This is a genomic window from Streptomyces nidicola (assembly GCF_050106155.1).
Classification (GTDB): Bacteria; Actinomycetota; Actinomycetes; order Streptomycetales; family Streptomycetaceae; genus Streptomyces.
On the sequence record NZ_JBNBPI010000001.1, the window covers coordinates 4,092,462 to 4,110,647 of the forward strand.

General features: G+C 72.7%; 20 protein-coding genes and 1 pseudogene. 7 read left to right on the forward strand and 14 right to left on the reverse strand.

What is annotated here, in order from left to right; translation table 11 throughout:
- The first annotated feature begins 129 nt into the window (after positions 1 to 129).
- Positions 130 to 903, forward strand: coding sequence for an SDR family NAD(P)-dependent oxidoreductase (locus ACOKM3_RS18485; protein ID WP_426901842.1), 774 nt, complete (start codon positions 130 to 132; stop codon positions 901 to 903).
- 778 nt (positions 904 to 1,681) lie between these two features.
- On the opposite strand, the gene groL is transcribed toward ACOKM3_RS18485, so the two are convergent.
- From groL to ACOKM3_RS18505, 4 genes are all read right to left on the reverse strand, one after another.
- Positions 1,682 to 3,307 (reverse strand): chaperonin GroEL, encoded by a 1,626-nt coding sequence (groL, locus tag ACOKM3_RS18490; protein ID WP_426901844.1) that lies wholly within the window; start codon positions 3,305 to 3,307, stop codon positions 1,682 to 1,684.
- A 121-nt stretch (positions 3,308 to 3,428) separates the two neighbouring features.
- Complete coding sequence (gene groES, locus ACOKM3_RS18495) at positions 3,429 to 3,737, reverse strand: co-chaperone GroES (protein ID WP_426901846.1); 309 nt, start codon at positions 3,735 to 3,737, stop codon at positions 3,429 to 3,431.
- Positions 3,738 to 3,940: 203 nt separating this feature from the next.
- Positions 3,941 to 4,576 carry a polysaccharide deacetylase family protein gene (locus ACOKM3_RS18500; protein ID WP_426901848.1) on the reverse strand — a complete coding sequence of 212 codons (636 nt, stop codon included), beginning with the start codon at positions 4,574 to 4,576 and terminating at the stop codon, positions 3,941 to 3,943.
- Complete coding sequence (locus ACOKM3_RS18505; RefSeq protein ID WP_426901850.1) at positions 4,573 to 5,568, reverse strand: polysaccharide deacetylase family protein; 996 nt, start codon at positions 5,566 to 5,568, stop codon at positions 4,573 to 4,575. Before ACOKM3_RS18505 ends, ACOKM3_RS18500 begins: the two co-directional genes overlap by 4 nt.
- A gap of 82 nt (positions 5,569 to 5,650) precedes the next feature.
- On the opposite strand from ACOKM3_RS18505, the gene ACOKM3_RS18510 reads away from it, so the two are divergent.
- Together ACOKM3_RS18510 and ACOKM3_RS18515 are read left to right on the forward strand one after the other, a co-directional pair.
- On the forward strand, positions 5,651 to 6,850 hold the full coding sequence (locus tag ACOKM3_RS18510) for a class I SAM-dependent methyltransferase (protein WP_426906825.1): 1,200 nt from the start codon (positions 5,651 to 5,653) through the stop codon (positions 6,848 to 6,850).
- 489 nt (positions 6,851 to 7,339) lie between these two features.
- Positions 7,340 to 7,930, forward strand: coding sequence for a class I SAM-dependent methyltransferase (locus ACOKM3_RS18515; RefSeq protein ID WP_426901851.1), 591 nt, complete (start codon positions 7,340 to 7,342; stop codon positions 7,928 to 7,930).
- Here ACOKM3_RS18515 and ACOKM3_RS18520 read toward each other — a convergent pair.
- The 4 genes from ACOKM3_RS18520 to tsaB are packed head-to-tail and all read right to left on the reverse strand — an operon-like array spanning position 7,927 to position 10,466.
- Positions 7,927 to 8,175 carry a hypothetical protein gene (locus ACOKM3_RS18520; protein ID WP_426901853.1) on the reverse strand — a complete coding sequence of 83 codons (249 nt, stop codon included), beginning with the start codon at positions 8,173 to 8,175 and terminating at the stop codon, positions 7,927 to 7,929. The genes ACOKM3_RS18515 and ACOKM3_RS18520 overlap by 4 nt on opposite strands.
- Positions 8,172 to 9,266, reverse strand: a complete 1,095-nt coding sequence (tsaD, locus tag ACOKM3_RS18525; protein ID WP_426901855.1) for a tRNA (adenosine(37)-N6)-threonylcarbamoyltransferase complex transferase subunit TsaD — start codon at positions 9,264 to 9,266, stop codon at positions 8,172 to 8,174. Before tsaD ends, ACOKM3_RS18520 begins: the two co-directional genes overlap by 4 nt.
- Positions 9,259 to 9,774, reverse strand: a complete 516-nt coding sequence (rimI, locus tag ACOKM3_RS18530) for a ribosomal protein S18-alanine N-acetyltransferase (RefSeq protein ID WP_426906826.1) — start codon at positions 9,772 to 9,774, stop codon at positions 9,259 to 9,261. Before rimI ends, tsaD begins: the two co-directional genes overlap by 8 nt.
- Before the next feature lie 26 nt (positions 9,775 to 9,800).
- Positions 9,801 to 10,466, reverse strand: coding sequence for a tRNA (adenosine(37)-N6)-threonylcarbamoyltransferase complex dimerization subunit type 1 TsaB (gene tsaB / locus ACOKM3_RS18535; protein WP_426901857.1), 666 nt, complete (start codon positions 10,464 to 10,466; stop codon positions 9,801 to 9,803).
- A gap of 116 nt (positions 10,467 to 10,582) precedes the next feature.
- Here tsaB and ACOKM3_RS18540 point away from each other — a divergent pair, with 116 nt between their 5' ends.
- The gene (locus tag ACOKM3_RS18540) at positions 10,583 to 11,137 is read left to right on the forward strand and encodes a hypothetical protein (protein ID WP_426901859.1); all 555 of its coding nucleotides are present in this window, start codon (positions 10,583 to 10,585) and stop codon (positions 11,135 to 11,137) included.
- A 1-nt stretch (position 11,138) separates the two neighbouring features.
- Here ACOKM3_RS18540 and ACOKM3_RS18545 read toward each other — a convergent pair whose 3' ends face one another.
- The 4 genes and pseudogenes from ACOKM3_RS18545 to alr form a co-directional block, all read right to left on the reverse strand.
- Positions 11,139 to 11,333, reverse strand: coding sequence for a hypothetical protein (locus ACOKM3_RS18545; protein WP_426901861.1), 195 nt, complete (start codon positions 11,331 to 11,333; stop codon positions 11,139 to 11,141).
- Between the two features lie 134 nt (positions 11,334 to 11,467).
- Positions 11,468 to 12,007, reverse strand: coding sequence for a tRNA (adenosine(37)-N6)-threonylcarbamoyltransferase complex ATPase subunit type 1 TsaE (gene tsaE, locus ACOKM3_RS18550; protein ID WP_426901863.1), 540 nt, complete (start codon positions 12,005 to 12,007; stop codon positions 11,468 to 11,470).
- A pseudogene (locus tag ACOKM3_RS18555) lies at positions 11,970 to 13,264 on the reverse strand (alpha/beta fold hydrolase). Before ACOKM3_RS18555 ends, tsaE begins: the two are co-directional and overlap by 38 nt.
- 120 nt (positions 13,265 to 13,384) lie before the next feature.
- Positions 13,385 to 14,557: an alanine racemase gene (gene alr, locus ACOKM3_RS18560; RefSeq protein WP_426901865.1), complete on the reverse strand. Its 1,173-nt coding sequence runs from the start codon at positions 14,555 to 14,557 to the stop codon at positions 13,385 to 13,387.
- 189 nt (positions 14,558 to 14,746) lie between these two features.
- On the opposite strand from alr, the gene ACOKM3_RS18565 reads away from it, so the two are divergent.
- The 3 genes from ACOKM3_RS18565 to infA all read left to right on the forward strand — a co-directional run bounded on the left by ACOKM3_RS18565 (position 14,747) and on the right by infA (position 17,396).
- Positions 14,747 to 16,192, forward strand: a complete 1,446-nt coding sequence (locus tag ACOKM3_RS18565) for an NAD(P)H-hydrate dehydratase (RefSeq protein ID WP_426901866.1) — start codon at positions 14,747 to 14,749, stop codon at positions 16,190 to 16,192.
- A gap of 167 nt (positions 16,193 to 16,359) precedes the next feature.
- Entirely contained in the window at positions 16,360 to 17,154 is a 795-nt protein-coding gene (locus ACOKM3_RS18570) for a GNAT family N-acetyltransferase (RefSeq protein ID WP_426901868.1), read from the forward strand.
- Positions 17,151 to 17,396 (forward strand): translation initiation factor IF-1, encoded by a 246-nt coding sequence (infA, locus tag ACOKM3_RS18575; RefSeq protein WP_426901870.1) that lies wholly within the window; start codon positions 17,151 to 17,153, stop codon positions 17,394 to 17,396. The genes ACOKM3_RS18570 and infA overlap by 4 nt, the downstream gene beginning before the upstream one ends.
- A 35-nt stretch (positions 17,397 to 17,431) precedes the next feature.
- Here the strand turns inward: infA and ACOKM3_RS18580 are convergent, their stop codons facing one another.
- Positions 17,432 to 17,803 carry a holo-ACP synthase gene (locus ACOKM3_RS18580; RefSeq protein ID WP_426901872.1) on the reverse strand — a complete coding sequence of 124 codons (372 nt, stop codon included), beginning with the start codon at positions 17,801 to 17,803 and terminating at the stop codon, positions 17,432 to 17,434.
- Between the two features lie 60 nt (positions 17,804 to 17,863).
- Entirely contained in the window at positions 17,864 to 18,109 is a 246-nt protein-coding gene (locus ACOKM3_RS18585) for a hypothetical protein (protein WP_426901874.1), read from the reverse strand.
- Positions 18,110 to 18,186: the final 77 nt, after the last annotated feature.

An 18,186-nucleotide genomic window follows, 5' to 3' on the forward strand; every position in this document is an offset into this window, starting at 1 on the left:
GCCTTGGGCAATCTGCCGCCTTGGGCGGCAGGGCGGGCAAGGCGGCACCCCGGTGCAGGCCGCACATCACGGAGGCGCCCACTCCGGTTCCGTGCCCAGGCACCGTTCCGCGATCATTAACCTTGGGGCATGACTACCGCCCTGATCACCGGATCCACCGCGGGCATCGGCGCCGCGTTCGCACGGCAACTCGCCGCCGACGGACACAACTTGGTGCTCGTCGCGCGCGACACCGAGCGGCTGCACGAGCAGGCGACAGAACTGCACGACCGGCACGGCATCGAGGCCGAGGTGCTCACCGCCGACCTGGCCACGGATGACGGGATCGCGGCGGTCGAGGCGCGCCTGACGGACCGTAAGGCCGCGGTCGACCTGCTGGTCAACAACGCCGGGTTCGGCAACAAGGGGCACTACCTGGAAGTCCCGATGGCCGACGAGCTGACGATGCTGAAGGTGCACTGCGAGGCGGTGCTGCGGCTGACGTCGGCGGCGGCCGGGGCGATGCGGGAGCGCGGGCGCGGTGGTGTGGTCAACGTGGCGTCGGTGGCGGCGTTCGTGCCGCGCGGTACGTACGGGGCGTCGAAGGCGTGGGTCGTGCAGTTCACGCAGGGCGCGGCGAAGGACCTCGCGGGCAGTGGGGTGCGGCTGATGGCGCTGTGCCCCGGGTTCGTCCGTACGGAGTTCCATGAGCGGGCCGGGATGGGTACGGGCAACATCCCGAAGTGGATGTGGCTCGACGCGGACAAGTTGGTGGCGGCGGCGCTCGCGGACCTCGCGCGTGGCAAGTCGCTGTCGATCCCGGACCCCCGGTACAAGGCCCTCATGGGCGTGGTGAAGGTGACGCCGCGCGTCCTCCTGGGCGGGATCACGTCCCGTACGGGCCGCAAGTACGGTCCCCAGTAAGGGAGTTCTCCCTACGCCACGGGGTACCGCCGCGGCCCCCCGCGCCTCAATCGCCGGCGGGGCTCAAAAGATCGGGGCGCCGCCGCTTACCCCGCGAGTCTCGTCACGGAGCGGGGCTGGCAACGCCCACCCGGCGCGGAGCTCGAGTCGTCCCGCCCGCCGCGGAGCTCGAGTCGTCCCGCCCGCCGCGGGGCTCGAGTGGTCCCGCCCCGCCCGCAGGGCTTGAGTTGTCCAGCCCGCCCGCAGGCAATCGCCCGGCTCCCGCCCATCTCCCACCACCCGCCCCCTCCGGGGGCGTCGGCCCGACGGGGTGCCGCCAGCCGCCTTGGGCAATCCGCCGGCGAGGCTCACAAGATCGGGGCTCCGCCCCGTACCCCGCGCCTCAAACGCCGGCGGGGCTGGATTTGCCGACCCGCCGCCGAGCACGGCACCCCACCCGCTGAGGTCGCCCACCACCGCCTTGGGTAATCCACCGCGGCCACGGCACCCACCCATTACGGTCGGCCGCACACGCCTGGGGCAATCTGCCGCAGCCACGGCTCCCACCCACTGCGGTCGGCCGCACGCGCCTGGGGCAATCTGCCGCAGCCACGGCTCCCCACCCGCCGCGGTCGACCGCCACCGCCTTGGGCAATCTGCCGCCTGGGGCGGCAGGGTGGGCAAGGCGGCCCCCGGTGCAGGCCGCACCTCACGAGGGCGCCCACCCCGGCAAACGCCGAGGCCCGGCTCCCCGCGACGGGGAGCCGGGCCTCGGTCGCTTCAACTGAAGCGGAGCGGGTCAGTGGGAGTGACCGTGCCCGTGGCCGGCGGCCTCGGGCTCCTCCTCCGCCGGCTTCTCGACGACCAGGGTCTCGGTCGTGAGGAGCAGGGAGGCGATGGAGGCAGCGTTCTCCAGGGCGGAGCGCGTGACCTTGACCGGGTCGATGACGCCGGCCTTGACCAGGTCCACGTACTCGCCGGTCGCGGCGTTGTAGCCGCTGCCCTTCTCGAGCTCCTTGACCTTGGAGACGATCACGTAGCCCTCCTGGCCGGCGTTCTCGCCGATCCAGCGGAGCGGCTCGACGACGGCGCGGCGGACGACGGCGACACCGGTGGCTTCGTCGCCCTCCTTGCCGAGGGAGTCGTCCAGGACCTTGGAGGCGTGCACCAGAGCGGAGCCACCACCGGAGACGATGCCCTCCTCGACCGCGGCGCGGGTCGCGGAGATGGCGTCCTCCAGACGGTGCTTCTTCTCCTTGAGCTCGACCTCGGTCGCGGCACCGACGCGGATGACGCAGACGCCGCCGGCCAGCTTGGCCAGGCGCTCCTGCAGCTTCTCGCGGTCCCAGTCCGAGTCCGTGTTCTCGATCTCGGCCTTGATCTGCGCGACGCGGCCCTGCACGTCCTCGGACTTGCCGCCACCGTCGACGATGGTGGTGTCGTCCTTGGTGATGGTCACGCGGCGCGCGGAACCGAGCACCTCGAGACCGGCCTGGTCGAGCTTGAGGCCGACCTCCTCGGCGATGACGGTGGCACCGGTGAGGGTGGCCATGTCCTGGAGCATCGCCTTGCGGCGGTCACCGAAGCCGGGGGCCTTCACGGCGACGGCGTTGAACGTGCCGCGGATCTTGTTCACGACCAGGGTCGACAGGGCCTCGCCCTCGACGTCCTCGGCGATGATCAGGAGCGGCTTGGAGCCACCGTTCTGAATGACCTTCTCCAGGAGCGGGAGCATGTCCTGGATCGAGCCGATCTTGCCCTGGTGGATCAGGATGTACGGGTCGTCGAGGACGGCCTCCATACGCTCCTGGTCGGTGACGAAGTACGGGGACAGGTATCCCTTGTCGAAGGCCATGCCCTCGGTGAAGTCGAGCTCCAGGCCGAAGGTGTTGGACTCCTCGACGGTGATGACACCGTCCTTGCCGACCTTGTCCATCGCCTCGGCGATGAGCTCGCCGACCTGGTTGTCCTGCGCGGACAGACCGGCGACGGCGGCGATGTCGGACTTCTCGTCGATCGGGCGGGCGGTCGCGAGGAGGTCCTCGGACACGGCCTTGACCGCGGCGTCGATGCCCTTCTTCAGGGCGGCCGGGGAGGCACCGGCGGCAACGTTGCGCAGGCCTTCCTTGACCAGGGCCTGGGCGAGCACGGTGGCGGTGGTCGTACCGTCACCCGCGATGTCGTTGGTCTTGGTCGCCACCTCCTTCACCAGCTGCGCGCCGAGGTTCTCGTACGGGTCCTCGACCTCGACCTCACGGGCGATGGTGACGCCGTCGTTGGTGATGGTCGGGGCGCCGAACTTCTTGTCGATGACGACGTTGCGACCCTTGGGGCCGATCGTCACCTTGACCGTGTCGGCAAGCTTGTTGACGCCGCGCTCGAGGGCGCGACGGGCGTCCTCGTCGAACTTCAGGATCTTCGCCATGGAGCTGAGTCAGTCCTCTCGAAAAAGCGAACCGCGCCCCTCGCACCCGGCAATATCAGCGGGGGCCAGGGGCGCGGTTCAAAGCATTCTGCTTCTGGGAAGCTGGGAAAGCTTGGGTGAATTACTTCTCGACGATCGCGAGCACGTCGCGAGCCGAGAGGACGAGGTACTCGTCGCCGTTGTACTTCACCTCGGTGCCGCCGTACTTGCTGTACAGCACGACGTCGCCGACCTGGACGTCGAGCGGAAGGCGCTCGCCGTTCTCGAAGCGGCCGGGACCCACGGCGAGGACGGCGCCCTCCTGGGGCTTCTCCTTCGCGGTGTCCGGAATGACCAGGCCAGAGGCCGTGGTCTGCTCGGCGTCGAGCGGCTGGACCACAATGCGGTCCTCGAGCGGCTTGATGGCAACCTTGGAGCTGGAGGTCGTCACGATCCGGTCTCCCCCTTCGGAGATCTCACGGGGTTAACAGTCTGGGGTGGCGACCAGGTGGATCCGTCGTCGCGGGTGCCGGACCTGCCCGTCGCTGTTGGCACTCTCCAGTGGTGAGTGCCAGGGCCGAGACTATGACTGCGATTAGCACTCGGTCAAGCGGACTGCTAATCGACTCCGCCGCTGATGGGTGGACCGGCGGGTCACAGGTAGTCCTCCAGGGCCGCCACCTCGTACCCCTCGGCCTTGATGCGGCGCAGAAGATCCGGGGTCGTCCCCGCCCGCACCCCGAGGATGTCGCCGGGGCGCAGCCGCCCCGCCGGCTCGCGCCACAGGACGATCGCGTCGACGCCGCACTCGGCCGCCGCCTGGAGCGTGTTCGCGTCGTACGCGCCCCGGGGCGGATGGAAGAGGCGGGGCGCCGCTCCGAACCGGGCCTGGACGCGGTCGCGCTGGCCGCAGATCTCGGCGTGCTGCTCCACGTATCCGAGGCCCGGGAGGAGGGCGTGGGTGAGGGTGCGGTTCTGCACCCGGGCGCCCAGGGCGCTCAGTTCGCCGAGGCGGCCCCGACCCCCGCCCGCGCCCGCGAGGAACAGCGAGACCGGGAGGCGCCGGTCGCGGACCAGGTCGACGAAGCGGGGGTCCCGCCCGGCCCCGTCCTCGTACGCGAGGAAGACCACCTTGTCGCGGGTGGGGACGCGGGAGACGACCGGCGGGACCGCCGCCTCCGCGCCCGCCGCAGGCCGCGGGGGCGGCGCGGCCTCCCGCGCGCACCCGGCGAGCAGAGCGGCGGCCAGGGCACAGCCGAGCAGCCGCGCCCACGGCGCGCGCCGTGTCACAGGTAGTCCTCCAGGCGCGCCACCGCGTACCCCCGGTCGGTGAGGTACTTCATGAGGTGCCGGATCATGTCGGGCATCGTGCCCTTCCAGTCCTTGCGGCCCCTGAAGTGCGTGAGCAGGATGTCGCCCGGATGGATGCTGCGGTCCCACTCGCGGTAGTCCATGCGGTCCACGAACGCCTCGGCGTTCCAGATCGGGGCGTACTCGATGCCGCAGGCCTTGGCGGCGCGCAGGGTGTCCTGGTTGTAGTCGCCGAACGGCGGCCGGAAGAGCGTGGGCCGCTTGCCGTACTTCTTCTCGATGACGTCCTGCATGCCGCAGATCTCGTGCTTCTGACGCGCGTACGAGAGGGCGGGCAGGAACGGGTGGTGGAGCGTGTGGTTGTTGAGGGTGACGCCGCGGGCCTGCATCTTCTTGAAGTAGCCGTACTGCGGCCTGACTTCGGCGTCGGTCAGGAACGCGGTGTACGGGATCCGCAGCTCGCTCATCATCTTCAGGAACCGCGGGTCCTTCTCGGCCCCGTCGTCGATGGTGAGGAAGACGACCTTGTCCGTGGTCGGGATCGTCGTGAAGACGGGCGGCAGGCCGAGTTCCTTCTGGCCGTCGACCTCGAAGCCCCTCCGCGCCTCGATGACCGGCTTCTTCGCCGGTGGGCGCGGGGCGGTGAGCGGCACGTCGGCGAGGCCCCAGCGCTTGGTCGCCGCGACGAGCGCGGCCCGCTGGGCGCGCAGCTTCGTCGCGTACGAGTCGAGGGCGCGGGCGGGAGCGGCCTGGAGGCCCTTGTGCGCCTGCTGACCGGGGGCCGGTTTCGCGGGGGTCCGCTCCGGGGTGCCGGCGGCGCATCCGGTGGCGAGGGCGGACGCGGCGAGCAGGGCGGCGATGAGGCGGGAGAGGAGGCGGGCGCCGGTCGAGGTGCCGGGCCCCTTCCGAGTTCCAGGTCTCCGCCGGGTCCCCTTTGAGGCGGATTTCTCATTTTGTCGTACTAGTTGCATGGCGCCGGATCCTTACAGCTCACGGGCCCGTTCCGGAGCCGACACCTCCGCCTGGCGCGCACCGTCGCCCGCCTGGCCCACAATGGGCCGGGTGAGCTCCTCCCTTTCGCCCGCCGCCTTCTCCGCCCTCCTGACCCCCGAGGGCCAGGGCCTGCTCGACGAACTCCGTGACCACGATCCGGCCCAGGAGCTCGCCCTCGCCACGAAACTGCGTCGCGAGCACCCCGCCGAGCTCGTCTCGGCCGCGCTCGCCCAGGCGCGGCTGCGGCAGCGGGCGGTGGCGAAGTTCGGGGCCGAGGACGCGGCCCGGATGTACTTCACGCCGAACGGGGTCGAGCAGGCGACGCGGACGAGCGTGGCGGCGTACCGGGCCGATGCCTTCGAGCGGCTCGGCGTGCGCTCCGTGGCCGACCTGTGCTGCGGCATCGGCGGCGACGCGATCGCGCTCGCCCGCGCGGGGATCCGGGTCCTCGCCGTCGACCGGGACCCGCTGACGTGCGCGGTGGCGCGGGCGAACGCCGAGGCGCTCGGGCTCGCGGGGCTCATCGAGGTGCGCGAGGCGGACGTCACCGAGGTGGACACGGCCGGGTACGACGCCGTGTTCGTGGACCCCGCGCGGCGTTCCACGAAACGGGGGCGCATCTTCGATCCCGAGGCCTACTCCCCTCCCCTGTCCTGGGCCGTGTCCACCGCACTCGAGGCGCCGCGCGCCGCGCTGAAGATCGCCCCCGGCATCCCGCACGAGGCGATCCCCGCGGAGGCCGACGCCGAGTGGATCTCGGACGGGGGTGACGTGAAGGAGGCGGTGCTGTGGTTCGGGACCGCTCCCGGGCGGATGCGGGCGACGCTGCTTCCGGGGCCGCGGGCGCTGGTCGGCAGGGGGCTGCCCGATCCCGAAGTGCGGGGCGTCGGGCGGTACTTGTACGAGCCCGATGGCGCGGTCATCCGGGCGCACCTGGTGGCCGAGGTGGCGGAGGAGGTCGGCGGCGGGCTCGTCGACGAGACGATCGCGTACGTGACGGCGGACGAGCTGCACGCCACGCCCTACGCCGCCGCGTACGAGATCACCGACCAACTCCCCTTCAACGTAAAGAAGTTGAAGGCGTTGCTGCGGGAGCGGGAGGTGGGGGTGCTGACGGTGAAGAAGCGGGGGTCGGCGGTCGAGCCGGAGGAGTTGCGGCGCAAGGCGATGCCGAAGCCCTTCGGGAGGCGGGCGGTGACGGTGTTTCTTACCCGGGTGGCGGGTGCGCCCACGATGCTTGTCGGTGCCCCGGTGGGTTGAGGCGTCGGGGTTGCGCCCGCGGGCCTGATTACGCCGAACCGGGGTCCCGGCCACGGGGCTCCGCCCGCGGGGCTGATGGTGCCGAACCGGCGTCCCGGCCACGGGGCTCCGCCCCGGACCCCGCGCCTCAATCGCCGGCGGGGCTGGATTTGCCCACCCGCAGCGGGGCTCGAATTGCCCCGCCCGCAGGCAATGGCCCTGGGCTCCCGCCCATCTCCCACCCACCCGCCCCCTCCGGGGGCGTCGGCCCGACGGGGTACCGCACCACGCCTTGGGCGACCCGGCGCCGACCACGGCTCCCCACCCGCCGCAGTCAACCGCCCCCGCCTTGGGCAATCTGCCGCCTGGGGCGGCAGGGTGGGCAAGGCGGCCCCCGGTGCAGGCTGCGCATACGGAAGGCGCCGGCCCCGGCACCGCCCCGGAATCCCGGTGCCGCGCAATCATGACGTGGGGCCCGACCCCGTCGTCCCGATTCGCCGGAGGCCCAACGTGCCGTTCGATCACAACGACCACTACCACCCGCTGCTGCTCCGCCAGTTGCCCGCCGGAGGGCACACCGCCCTCGACGTCGGCTGCGGCACCGGCCGCTTCGCGCGGCGGCTCGTGGCGCACGGGTACCGGGTCGACGCGCTCGACCCGGATCCGGCGACGCTGGCCGTGGCGGAGGCGGCCGGCGGCGGGCCGCGCTACCGCGTCGCCGACGCCGCGCAGGCCGAACTCCCGCCCGCCCACTACGACGTGATCAGCTGCCTGGCGAGCCTGCACCACATGCCGTTCGAGACGCTGACCCGTTTCCGCGAGGCCCTCGCGCCCGGCGGCAGACTGCTCGTACTGGGCTGCTACGACGGCGCCACCCCGTGGGACGTGATCGCCTCCCCGACGAACGCCGTCGCGCGCCTCGCCGTGTACGCGGGCGAGCGCGCCCGCGGCGTCCGCACTCCCCCGCCGCAACCACCCGTGCGACAGCCGGAGATGCGCCTCCCGGAGATCCGCCGGGAAGCGGCACACCTGCTCCCCGGCAGCGAGGTGCGCCAACTCCTCTTCTGGCGCTACCTGTTGACGTACACCGCGAAGCGCTAGGCCGCCTCGAACCGCCAGCGGTGGACGGCCCGCTTCACCAACTCACCGTCCGGCTCCGGCAGTTCCGGAAGATCAGCGTCGTACGCGGCATCCCACCACGTAATGACGAGGACCCGGTCCTGCGGGGCCCGGAACGTCTCGATGCGCTCCGGCTCCCGCTCCAGGACCTGCCCCTTCGCCCAGCTCAGCAGCTCCTCGCCGCGCCCCTCGACGGCGCGGGCCTCCCACATCAGCGCGACGGTCATGAGTAGAGGTTCTCCTTGCTGACCTCGTGCACGTGGTCGTGATGGTGGTGGCCCGGGACGTGCGGCTCCGTGACCGGGAGCGAGGAGTCCGCGGGCAGGTCCCACGAGGACGGCAGCCGGTTGCGGGCCACCATCTCCGCACCGAGCGCCGCGACCATCGCGCCGTTGTCCGTGCACAGCTTGGGGCGCGGCACCCGCAGCCGGATCCCGGCCCGCTCGCAGCGCTCCTCGGCGAGGGCACGGAGGCGCGAGTTGGCGGCGACGCCACCGCCGATCATGAGGTGGTCGACGCCCTCGTCCTTGCAGGCCTTCACGGCCTTCCGGGTCAGCACGTCCACGACGGCCTCCTGGAAGGACGCCGACACGTCGCGCACCGGCACGTCCTCCCCCGCCGCCCGCTTGGCCTCGATCCAGCGGGCCACGGCCGTCTTCAGGCCGGAGAAGGAGAAGTCGTACGCAGGGTCGCGCGGCCCGGTGAGACCGCGCGGGAAGGCGATCGCGTTCGGGTCGCCCTCCTTCGCGTACCGGTCGATGACGGGCCCGCCCGGGAAGCCGAGGTTCAGCACCCGCGCGATCTTGTCGAAGGCCTCACCGGCGGCGTCGTCGATGGTCGCGCCCAGGGGACGTACGTCGGAGGTGATGTCGGTCGACAGAAGGAGCGACGAGTGGCCGCCCGACACGAGCAGCGCCATCGTCGGCTCGGGCAGCGTGCCGTGCTCCAGCTGGTCGACGCAGATGTGCGAGGCGAGGTGGTTGACGCCGTAGAGCGGCTTGTCGAGCGCGTACGCGTACGCCTTCGCGGCCGACACCCCGACCAGCAGCGCGCCCGCGAGGCCGGGGCCCGCGGTGACGGAGATGCCGTCGAGGTCCTTCGCCGTGACGCCCGCGTCCTTCAGGGCGCGCTGGATCGTGGGGACCATCGCCTCCAGGTGCGCGCGGGAGGCGACCTCGGGGACGACGCCGCCGAAGCGGGCGTGTTCGTCGACGCTGGAGGCGACGGCGTCGGCGAGCAGGGTGGTGCCGCGGACGATGCCGACGCCGGTCTCGTCGCAGGAGGTCTCGATGCCGAGGACGAGCGGTTCGTCAGCCATGGGTCTTCTCTTCGTTCACAGTGTCGTTCGCGGTGTGGTTCGCGGTGTCGTTCGCCGCGTCGTTCCCGGTGGTCGTGGTCAGGCGCATCACGAGGGCGTCGATGTTGCCGGGCTGGTAGTAGCCGCGCCGGAAGCCGATCGGCTCGAACCCGAAGCGCTCGTACAGCTTCTGCGCCCGCGTGTTGTCGACGCGCACCTCGAGCATCACCTGGTCGACCTCGAAGGCGGTGGCGTGCCGCAGCAGTTCGGTGAGCAGCCGGGCGCCGAGCCCGGTGCCCCAGTGCTCGCGGGCGGCGGCGATGGTCTGGATGTCGGCGAGGTCCCCGGAGGCGGCGACGCCCCCGTACCCGACCAGCTTCCCGCCCTCGTACGCGACCACGTAGCGCCGCGTGGAACCGACGCCGCGGGAGTGCGCGAGCTCGGACCAGAACATGCCGCGCGACCAGGCGTCGTCCGGGAAGAGCTCCTTCTCCAGGGCGAGCACGGGATCGATGTCCCACCAGCGCATCTCGCGCAGCGATACGTCCACGGCTGTCACTTGGGGGTGACCACCTTGTAGTTCTTGGGGACCTGCGCGTCGGGACGGCGCAGGTAGAGGGGGCGCGGTTCGAGGAGCTCCTCGCCCGCGGCCAGCTTCTCGGCGGCGAGGGCGGCGAGCGCGGCGGCCGACACGTTCTCGGGCCCGCGCGCGTCCGGGAAGGTGTCCGGGTAGAGCCGCGCGCCGGCGCCGACGGCGGGCAGGTCCTTCACGAGGTCGGCGATGTCGGCGGGCCGGTCGACGGCCGCTTCGGTGACACGGGTCCGCGCGTCCGCGTAGCGCGCCCAGTACACCTCCTTGCGCCGCGCGTCGGTGGCGACGACGAAGGGCCCCGCCCCGTCCAGGGCATCCCCGGCCTCGTACGCAAGCCCGTCCAGCGTGCAGACGCCGTGCACGGGCACGCCGAGCGCGAGCCCGAACGTGTCGGCGGTCATCAGGCCGACACGCAGGCCGGTGTACGGGCCGGGGCCGACGCCCACGACGATGCCGGTGACGGCGTCGAGCTTCAGTCCGGCCTCGGTGAGCACCCGGTCGACGGCGGGCAGCAACAGCTCCCCGTGTCTACGAGCGTCCACCTGACTCGACTCGGCTACGACGGAGGTCCCGTCGTGCAGGGCGACGGTGACGGCGGGGGTGGCGGTATCCAGAGCGAGCAACAGCACGCGAACAGCCTACGACCACCGGAAGGCGGACACGTCCGGACTTCCCGCAAGGCCGGGCCGCCGGGCCTCGACTGCTACCGTCACCCTGAGGTTCGTACTTGAGAGGCAGGCACCTGGTGGCACGGAGCAGCACCGGATTCGTGACCGCGCTCACGGCGGGATCACTCGTCGTGGTCGGCTTCCTCGCCTACCAGGCGTCGGCGAGCGCGCCCACCGACCTCGCCGAGAAGAAAGGGGGCTCCTCGCCCTCCGCCTCGGCGTCGAAGGCCCCCAAGAAGAAGACGGACCCGAAGGCGCTGCCCGCGGGCTCAGGCTCGGGCGAGCGTGTCGTGTACGCGCTGGGCGGGGACCGGGTGTGGCTGGTCGGCGCGGGCAACAAGACGAAGTCGACGTTCCGGGTGACGCCCGGCACGGTGGACCCGGCGCCCGGCTCCTACTCGGTGACCTCCCGCTCCGGCTCCGTCACCGGCACCGACGGCGTCCCGATCGAGCACGTGGTCCGCTTCGCGAACACGAACGGCGTGGCGATCGGCTTCAGCGCCGCCGTCAACGGTTCGACGGCCGCTCCCGACCCCGGCAAGCAGACCGGCGGCATCCGCGAGTCCCGCAAGGACGCCGACGCCATGTGGCAGTTCGCGACGATCGGCGCAAAGGTCGTCGTCGTCAAGTAGTTCAAGCCCCGCCCTCGGACGAGAGGCAGCGGGGTCCGGGGCAGCGCCCCGTGTCCGCAACCCCGTCGCGGCGCACCAACGCCTCCCGCCCCCTCGGCGGAGCCGGCGGCGTGGACACGGCGCGGGCCGCCGCACACGACGCCAAAAGATCCCGCATCGACACTGCGCGCACACCTTCACGTTCCGAAGTCGACATGGATGCCTCCCGGCGGCGGTCGAGGGACGTGGTTAGGTAGACCTAACCAGCACCGGCCTCCATGTGAACACGCCGAAGCCACGCCGCGCAAGAATTTGCCGACGCGCTGTCGGGATGTGTCCGGGATACGGGGGTCAGCCCGTGAGCGACCCCAGGTCCGCCTCGGTCCACCGCTCCCCGATCCCGTTGAACGTCACGACCCGGACCTCGTCCGTGGTGTCGCCCGTGGCCCGGTCGATGATCACGTGAAGCCGGTCGTCGGACAGCTCCTCGACCTTGCCGTCGCCCCACTCCACGACCACCACGGAGTCCGGCAGGGACACGTCGAGGTCGAGGTCCTCCATCTCGTCGAGCCCGCCGCCGAGCCGGTACGCGTCGACGTGCACCAGGGCCGGGCCCTCGCCGAGCGGCGGATGCACCCGGGCGATCACGAAGGTCGGCGAGGTCACCGCGCCGCGCACGCCCATGCCCGCGCCGAGCCCGCGGGTCAGCGTCGTCTTGCCCGCGCCCAGCTCGCCGGTGAGCATCACGAGGTCGCCGGGGCGCAGCTGTTTGGCCAGGGCGAGCCCCAACTCCCGCATCTCGTCCGGGGAGTTGACGGTCACGGTGACCGTGCTGACGGGGGTGGTGGCGGGCTCAGCCGCCGGGCTGTGCGGTGTTGCCGGTGTCTCCATAAATCCCCACGGTAGCGGCTGTCGGCACCGCCCTCCCGTCTCCCACCGCCACCCCTACGAGGCCGCGCTGCGCGCCTTTTCCCTTGCACGCACCAAAAGGTCCGCGAGCCGGTCCGTCACGACCTCCGGGTGCTCCAGCATCACGAGGTGCCCGGCGTCCGGCACCAGCACGTACTCGGCGTCCGGCAGCAGCGCCGCGATCGCCTCGCTGTGGTCGCTCGGCGTGACCAGGTCGTGCTCCCCCGCGAGGACGAGCACGGGCAGGTCCGCGAAGCGCGCCAGGGCGTCCGCCTTGTCGTGCTCCTCGAACGCCGGGTAGAACTCGGCCACCACGTCGATCGGCGTCCCCTCGATCATCCGCTCGGCGAACCGGGCGACGGCGGGGTCGACGTCCCGCGAGGCGAACGAGTACCGCTTGATGATCCCCGCGAACAGGTCGGCCGTCGCCCGGCGCCCCTTCTCCACGAGGTCGGCCCGCTGCCCGAGCGCCTTCAGTACGCCGGGCAGCACCCGCCGCACCGCGTTCACCCCGGCCACCGGCAGCCCGTAGTTCACCTCGCCGAGCTTCCCCGACGACGTACCGATGAGGGCGACGCCCACGACCCTGTCGCGGATCAGCTCGGGACACCGGTCGGCGAGCGCCATCACGGTCATGCCGCCCATGGAGTGGCCGACGAGGACGAGCGGCCCCTCGGGCGCGGCCGCCTCGATCACGGCCTGCAGGTCGCTGCCGAGCCGGTCGATGGAGACCGGCACCCCGTCCTCGACCTGCTCGACACCCCGCCCCGAACGCCCGTGGCTGCGCTGGTCCCAGTACACGCAGCGGACGACGCCGCGCAGCGCCGCGCGCTGGAAGTGCCAGGAGTCCTGCCCCAGGCAGTAACCGTGGCTGAAGACGACGGTGACGGGCGCCGGGGTCTTGCGGCCGAACAGGCGGCGTCTGCGCGGCGTCGCACCACCGGCCTCCGGGTCCGCCTCGTCGACCTCGTAGTACAGCTCCGTGCCGTCCTCCGCGTACGCCTTCCCCGGCACGCCGCGCAGTGCTCCGTAGGGCCCCGACGCGTCGAGCGCGAGCCGCGCCTTCCTGCGCATCCCGCGCCCCACGGTCAGCCGCTCGATGGCGACGCCCGCGGCGGCCCCGGCCGCGACCACACCTATGGCGGCGCCCGCGAGGCCGGCCCGCCGCCAGTTCCCCGACGCGGCCTGCTCCGCCGCTTCGACGACGGCCGCCGTGGCCGGTGCGCTGCTCTCGCTCACGTGCCGCTCCCTGCTCCGCGTCCTGCCTGTCGTCCGGTGTCGGGTTACCCGTTCCGTTGTCGCTTCACATGGTGGCGGCTCGGACAGCCGTGTCGGTGGACCTTCAAGGCGTGACGCCGGTCACGCGCGCGTGGCGCCGCCTTCTTCGTCCTCGTCTACGTAGACGCGCGGTACGCGGGATCCGATGCGCGTGACGATCTCGTACGCGATGGTGCCCGACGCGACCGCCCAGTCCTCCGCGGTCGGCTCGCCGCCGTCACCGGGCCCGAAGAGCACCGCCTCGTCCCCCGCGGCCGGCTCGTCGCCGCCCAGGTCGACGACGAACTGGTCCATGGCCACCCGGCCCGCGATCGTCCGCCGCTTGCCGCCGATCAGGACCGGGGCCGTACCGGACGCGTGTCGCGGAATGCCGTCCGCGTAGCCCAATGGGACGAGGCCGAGCGTCGTCTCGCCCGGTGTGACGTAGTGATGCCCGTAACTGACGCCGAGTCCACCCGGCGCGTGCTTCACGAGCGCGAGATTCGCCTTCAGCGTCATCACGGGGCGAAGCCCGAAGTCGCCGGGCGCGCCGACCTCGGGGCTCGGCGAGATCCCGTACATCGCGATGCCGGGGCGCACGAGGTCGAAGTGCGTCTCGGGAAGGGTCAGCGTCCCCGGCGAGTTGGCGATGTGCCGGACCTCCGGGGTGACGCCCTCGCCCTCCGCGTGCGCGACCATCTCCCGGAAGGCGGTCAGCTGGGCGGCGATGGACGGATGCCCGGGCTCGTCGGCGCACGCGAAGTGCGACCAGAGCCCCGTGACGTTCACGAACCCGTCCCGCTGCGCCTTCAGCGACTCCCGTACGAGCTCGGGCCAGTCGGCGGGCAGGCAGCCGTTCCGCCCGAGGCCCGTGTCGGCCTTGAGCTGGATACGGGCGGTCCGGCCCGCCGCGCGCGCGGCGTCGACGACCTCGCGCAGCGCCCACATGCCGCTCACCGACATGTCGAGATCGGCCTCGATCCCCTCCCGCCAGGGCCCGCCCGGCACCCACAGCCAGCACAGGATGCGGCCGGTGAGACCCGCCGCGCGCAGCTCCAGCGCCTCCTCGGCGGTGGCGGCCCCCAGCCACTCGGCCCCCGCGTCCTTGGCGGCCCGCGCGACCGGGATCATGCCGTGCCCGTACCCGTCCGCCTTCACGACCGCCATGAACGCGGCCCCGGGCGCATGGGCGCGCAGGGCTCGCACATTGGCCTTGAGCGCGGCCAGGTCGATCTCGGCGCGGGCGCGGAGCGGGGCAGTCACGTTCTCGTTCATGGTGAGGTCAGTGTCTCAGAGGGGTGTGACACGAGATCCGTTGGCCAATCCGGCACAAATCACTTCGGCCGGATCGGCGGCCCGCTTCGGCCGGGGCGGCGGCCCGCTTCGGCCGGGGCGGCGGCCCGCTTCGGCCGGGGCGGCAGTTCACTTCGGCCGGGACAGCCGCACTGAGGGACACTCGATGGCATGCGACTCGCCCACGACGTAGAGACGGTCAGGTCCGCCGAGCGCGCCCTCATGGCGCGGCTGCCCGAAGGCGCGCTGATGCAGCGCGCGGCGGCCGGTCTCGCCACCGCCTGCGCCGATCTGCTCGGCAAGGTGTACGGCTCCCGCGTCACGCTCCTCGTCGGCTCGGGGGACAACGGCGGCGACGCCCTGTACGCGGGCGCCCGCCTCGCCCGCCGGGGCGCGGGCGTCACGGCGCTGCTGCTGAACCCCGACCGGGCCCACGCCGGAGGCCTCGCGGCGCTGCGCGCGGCGGGCGGCACGGTCCTCGACGCGCAGGACGAGCACGCCACGGAGCGCGTGGGCCGCGCCGACCTCGTCGTCGACGGCATCGTGGGCATCGGCGGCAAGGGCGGCCTGCGCCCCCGCGCGGCCGAACTGGCCGACGCCGCAAGGGGAACCGTCGTGGCCGTCGACCTGCCGAGCGGCGTGGACGCCGACACCGGCGAGGTGCACGGCGAAGCGGTGCGGGCGGACGCGACCGTCACCTTCGGAACGTACAAGCCGGGCCTGCTCGTCGACCCGGCGCGGGAGTACGCGGGCGCGCTCCGCCTCGTCGACATCGGCCTCGAACTCACCGAGGTCGCGGCAGCGTTGGAGTCCCTCCAGTACGCGGACGTGGCGGCGCTGCTCCCCCGGCCGACCGGCGAGAGCGACAAGTACCGGCGCGGCGTCGTCGGCATCGTCGCGGGCTCGGCCCGCTACCCCGGCGCGGCGGTCCTGGCGGTGGCGGGCGCACTGCACGGCGGGGCGGGCGCCGTCCGGTACGTGGGCCCGGCCGCGGACTCGGTGCTCGCCCGCTTCCCGGAGACGCTCGTCTCGGCAGGACCGCCGGCGAAGGCGGGCCGGGTCCAGGCGTGGGTGATCGGCCCCGGCCTCGGCGACGACACGTCGGGGCTGCACGATGTCCTGGTCTCGGACGTCCCGGTCCTGATCGACGCGGACGGGCTGCGCCTCGCGGACCCGGCGACGGTCCGCGCCCGCACGGCGCCCACCGTCCTGACCCCGCACGCCGGGGAGGCGGCCGCGCTCCTCGGCGTGACGCGCGAGGAGGTGGAGGCCGAACGCCTGGCGTCCGTACGGGAGTTGGCGGCCCGCTACGACGCGACGGTCCTCCTGAAGGGCTCGACGACCCTGGTGTCGCCGCCGGACGAGGCCCGCCCGGCCCGCGTGAACCCCACCGGCACCCCGTGGCTCGCCACGGCCGGCAGCGGCGACGTCCTCTCCGGCCTGACCGGCTCCCTGCTCGCGGCGGGTCTCGCCCCGCTGGACGCGGCCTCGGTCGGCGCCCATCTGCACGGGCTCGCGGCGCGGCACGCGGCGGACGGGGCGCCGATCTCGGCGCAGGACGTGGCGGGGGCGCTGCGGAGCGCCTGGCAGGACGTGGTGGAAAACCGCTTCGCCTGACGCCCGCCCCTTGCTACTGTCAGCGACGACCGTGCAGTCATAGCTGGGAGGTGAGACCCGTGAACGCAGTCACCCATGGGTGCTCCCTCAGTTCGTCACGGTCCGGCGGCTGACAGCAGGTGTCGCCGGGAGCGCCCCGAGATCGAGGGCTTCCCGAGGAGACACCGATGAACGAACAAAGCACCCGCCCCACAGCTCCACCCCCAGTCACCGTCACCCGCGTCGCGGACCACCAGTGGCACGCCCTGGAGGACGACGAGGTGATCGGCCGCGGCCACGCCGCGCACCGGCCCGACGGCCGCCTCTTCATCAGCGTCGACGCCTGGCACGACACCGCGTTCGCGGCCCTGGCCGAGTCCCTGCTGGCGGGCCTGCCGGGCCCGCTGCACACCGTCGTCGACGAGAACGACACCGAACTGACGTCGAAATGGCGGGAGTTCGGCTTCACGGTCGGCCGCGGCGAGTGGGAGTACGCGGTACCCACCGACCCCGCCGTCACGGGCCTCGGCGCGGTGCGCCCGCCCGCGGACGTCACCGTCGTCCCGGCCGGCGCCGCGGACGGGGCGCGGCTGCGCGCCCTCGACCGCACGATCCGGGACGAGATCGAGGCCACGGTCGGCTGGCGCACCATGCCGGCCGAGGTCCGGCCGCTGCCACCGGGCGTCACCGTCGTCGACCCGGCGAAGTACACCGTGGCCGAGGCCCCGGACGGCGCCTACCTGGGCCTCCTGCGCCTGGCGACGGCCACCCGGCGCCCCCGCATCGGGCTGCTCGCGGTCCGCACCGACGCGCGGCGCCGCGGCATCGCGCGGGCCCTCCTGGCCGACGTACTGAACACCCTGCACCGCTCCGGCGTGCAGGCGGCGTCGGCCGAGGTGGACGAGTCGAACGAAGCGGCGGCGGCCCTCTTCGACGGCATCGGCGCGCGGCGCGTGAACCGCGCGCTGGAGCTGGTCCGATGAGCGGTACGAGGGGAACCGCGAAGAACACCGGAGGAGGCGTGCACGCCGAGGGCACCGTCGTCGAGTGCCTGCGCAGCGCGATGTTCACCGTGGAGCTCGACAACGGGCACCGGGTGCTCGCGCACGTCAGCGGCAAGATCCGCAAGAACTACATCAAGATCCTGCTGGCCGACCGGGTCCAGGTGGAGATCACTCCGTACGACCTGACACGCGGCCGGATCGTGTTCCGCCACCGGGCGTAGGGCGCCTGCCGGCCGAGGGGTGAGGGCGGCAGGCCCTACCCCTCGGCCACCACGACCGCCGACGCGACCCCCGCGTCATGGCTCAGCGACACATGGAACCCCCGCACACCCAGCTCGGCCGCCCTCGCGGCCACCGTCCCGCTCACCCGGAGCCGGGGCTGCCCGCTCTCCTCGACCCACACCTCCGCGTCGGTCCAGCGCAGCCCGGCCGGCGCGCCGAGCGCCTTGGCGACGGCCTCCTTCGCGGCGAACCGCGCCGCGAGCGAGGCGATCCCGCGCCGCTCCCCGCTGGGCAGCAGCAGCTCGTCGTCCAGGAAGAGGCGTTCGGCCATGCTCGGCGTGCGCTCCAGCGACGCCGCGAACCGCTCGATCTCGGCCACGTCGATACCGACCCCGATGATGCTCATGCAGGAGACCTTACGGTCGCCGGGCCGGGACCCGGGCCGCACTCCCCCGGCGGTCCGGCCTCAGGCGGTCCGTCCTCTGTCGATCCGGTCCCGCGCGTCCCGCACGAGCTCCAGGTACTCGACCTCCTCGCAGCGCGGCTTGCTGCCGAGGCGGTAGAAGTCGAGACAGTCGTCCAGGTCCTCGCCGATGTCCTCGTCGGGCAGTTCCAGCGCGAGTTCGCTGCGGACGTGACTCGCCCAGTCGTCCATCGCGGAGGCATCCACCGCCTTGCGGCGGACGAAATTCGGCACACGAAGCGCTGCCATCACGGTTCCCCTCCCGCCCCGCGGGCAGCCTTGCGTCCCACGGGTGCACGGAATGTATCGCCACCCCCACACAGGGT

Excerpts from the sequence above, each read along its gene's own strand:
- ACOKM3_RS18580 (WP_426901872.1), bottom strand. The coding sequence starts at position 17,803 with ATGAGCATCATCGGGGTCGGTATCGACGTGGCCGAGATCGAGCGGTTC.
- ACOKM3_RS18545 (WP_426901861.1), bottom strand. The coding sequence starts at position 11,333 with ATGTCGACTTCGGAACGTGAAGGTGTGCGCGCAGTGTCGATGCGGGAT.
- infA (WP_426901870.1), top strand. The coding sequence starts at position 17,151 with ATGAGCGGTACGAGGGGAACCGCGAAGAACACCGGAGGAGGCGTGCAC.
- ACOKM3_RS18570 (WP_426901868.1), top strand. The coding sequence starts at position 16,360 with ATGAACGAACAAAGCACCCGCCCCACAGCTCCACCCCCAGTCACCGTC.
- ACOKM3_RS18510 (WP_426906825.1), top strand. The coding sequence starts at position 5,651 with ATGGGCCGGGTGAGCTCCTCCCTTTCGCCCGCCGCCTTCTCCGCCCTC.
- tsaD (WP_426901855.1), bottom strand. The coding sequence starts at position 9,266 with ATGGCTGACGAACCGCTCGTCCTCGGCATCGAGACCTCCTGCGACGAG.
- rimI (WP_426906826.1), bottom strand. The coding sequence starts at position 9,774 with ATGCGCTGGTGGGACATCGATCCCGTGCTCGCCCTGGAGAAGGAGCTC.
- tsaE (WP_426901863.1), bottom strand. The coding sequence starts at position 12,007 with ATGGAGACACCGGCAACACCGCACAGCCCGGCGGCTGAGCCCGCCACC.
- ACOKM3_RS18585 (WP_426901874.1), bottom strand. The coding sequence starts at position 18,109 with ATGGCAGCGCTTCGTGTGCCGAATTTCGTCCGCCGCAAGGCGGTGGAT.
- ACOKM3_RS18505 (WP_426901850.1), bottom strand. The coding sequence starts at position 5,568 with ATGCAACTAGTACGACAAAATGAGAAATCCGCCTCAAAGGGGACCCGG.
- ACOKM3_RS18520 (WP_426901853.1), bottom strand. The coding sequence starts at position 8,175 with ATGACCGTCGCGCTGATGTGGGAGGCCCGCGCCGTCGAGGGGCGCGGC.
- alr (WP_426901865.1), bottom strand. The coding sequence starts at position 14,557 with ATGAACGAGAACGTGACTGCCCCGCTCCGCGCCCGCGCCGAGATCGAC.
- ACOKM3_RS18485 (WP_426901842.1), top strand. The coding sequence starts at position 130 with ATGACTACCGCCCTGATCACCGGATCCACCGCGGGCATCGGCGCCGCG.
- groL (WP_426901844.1), bottom strand. The coding sequence starts at position 3,307 with ATGGCGAAGATCCTGAAGTTCGACGAGGACGCCCGTCGCGCCCTCGAG.
- ACOKM3_RS18565 (WP_426901866.1), top strand. The coding sequence starts at position 14,747 with ATGCGACTCGCCCACGACGTAGAGACGGTCAGGTCCGCCGAGCGCGCC.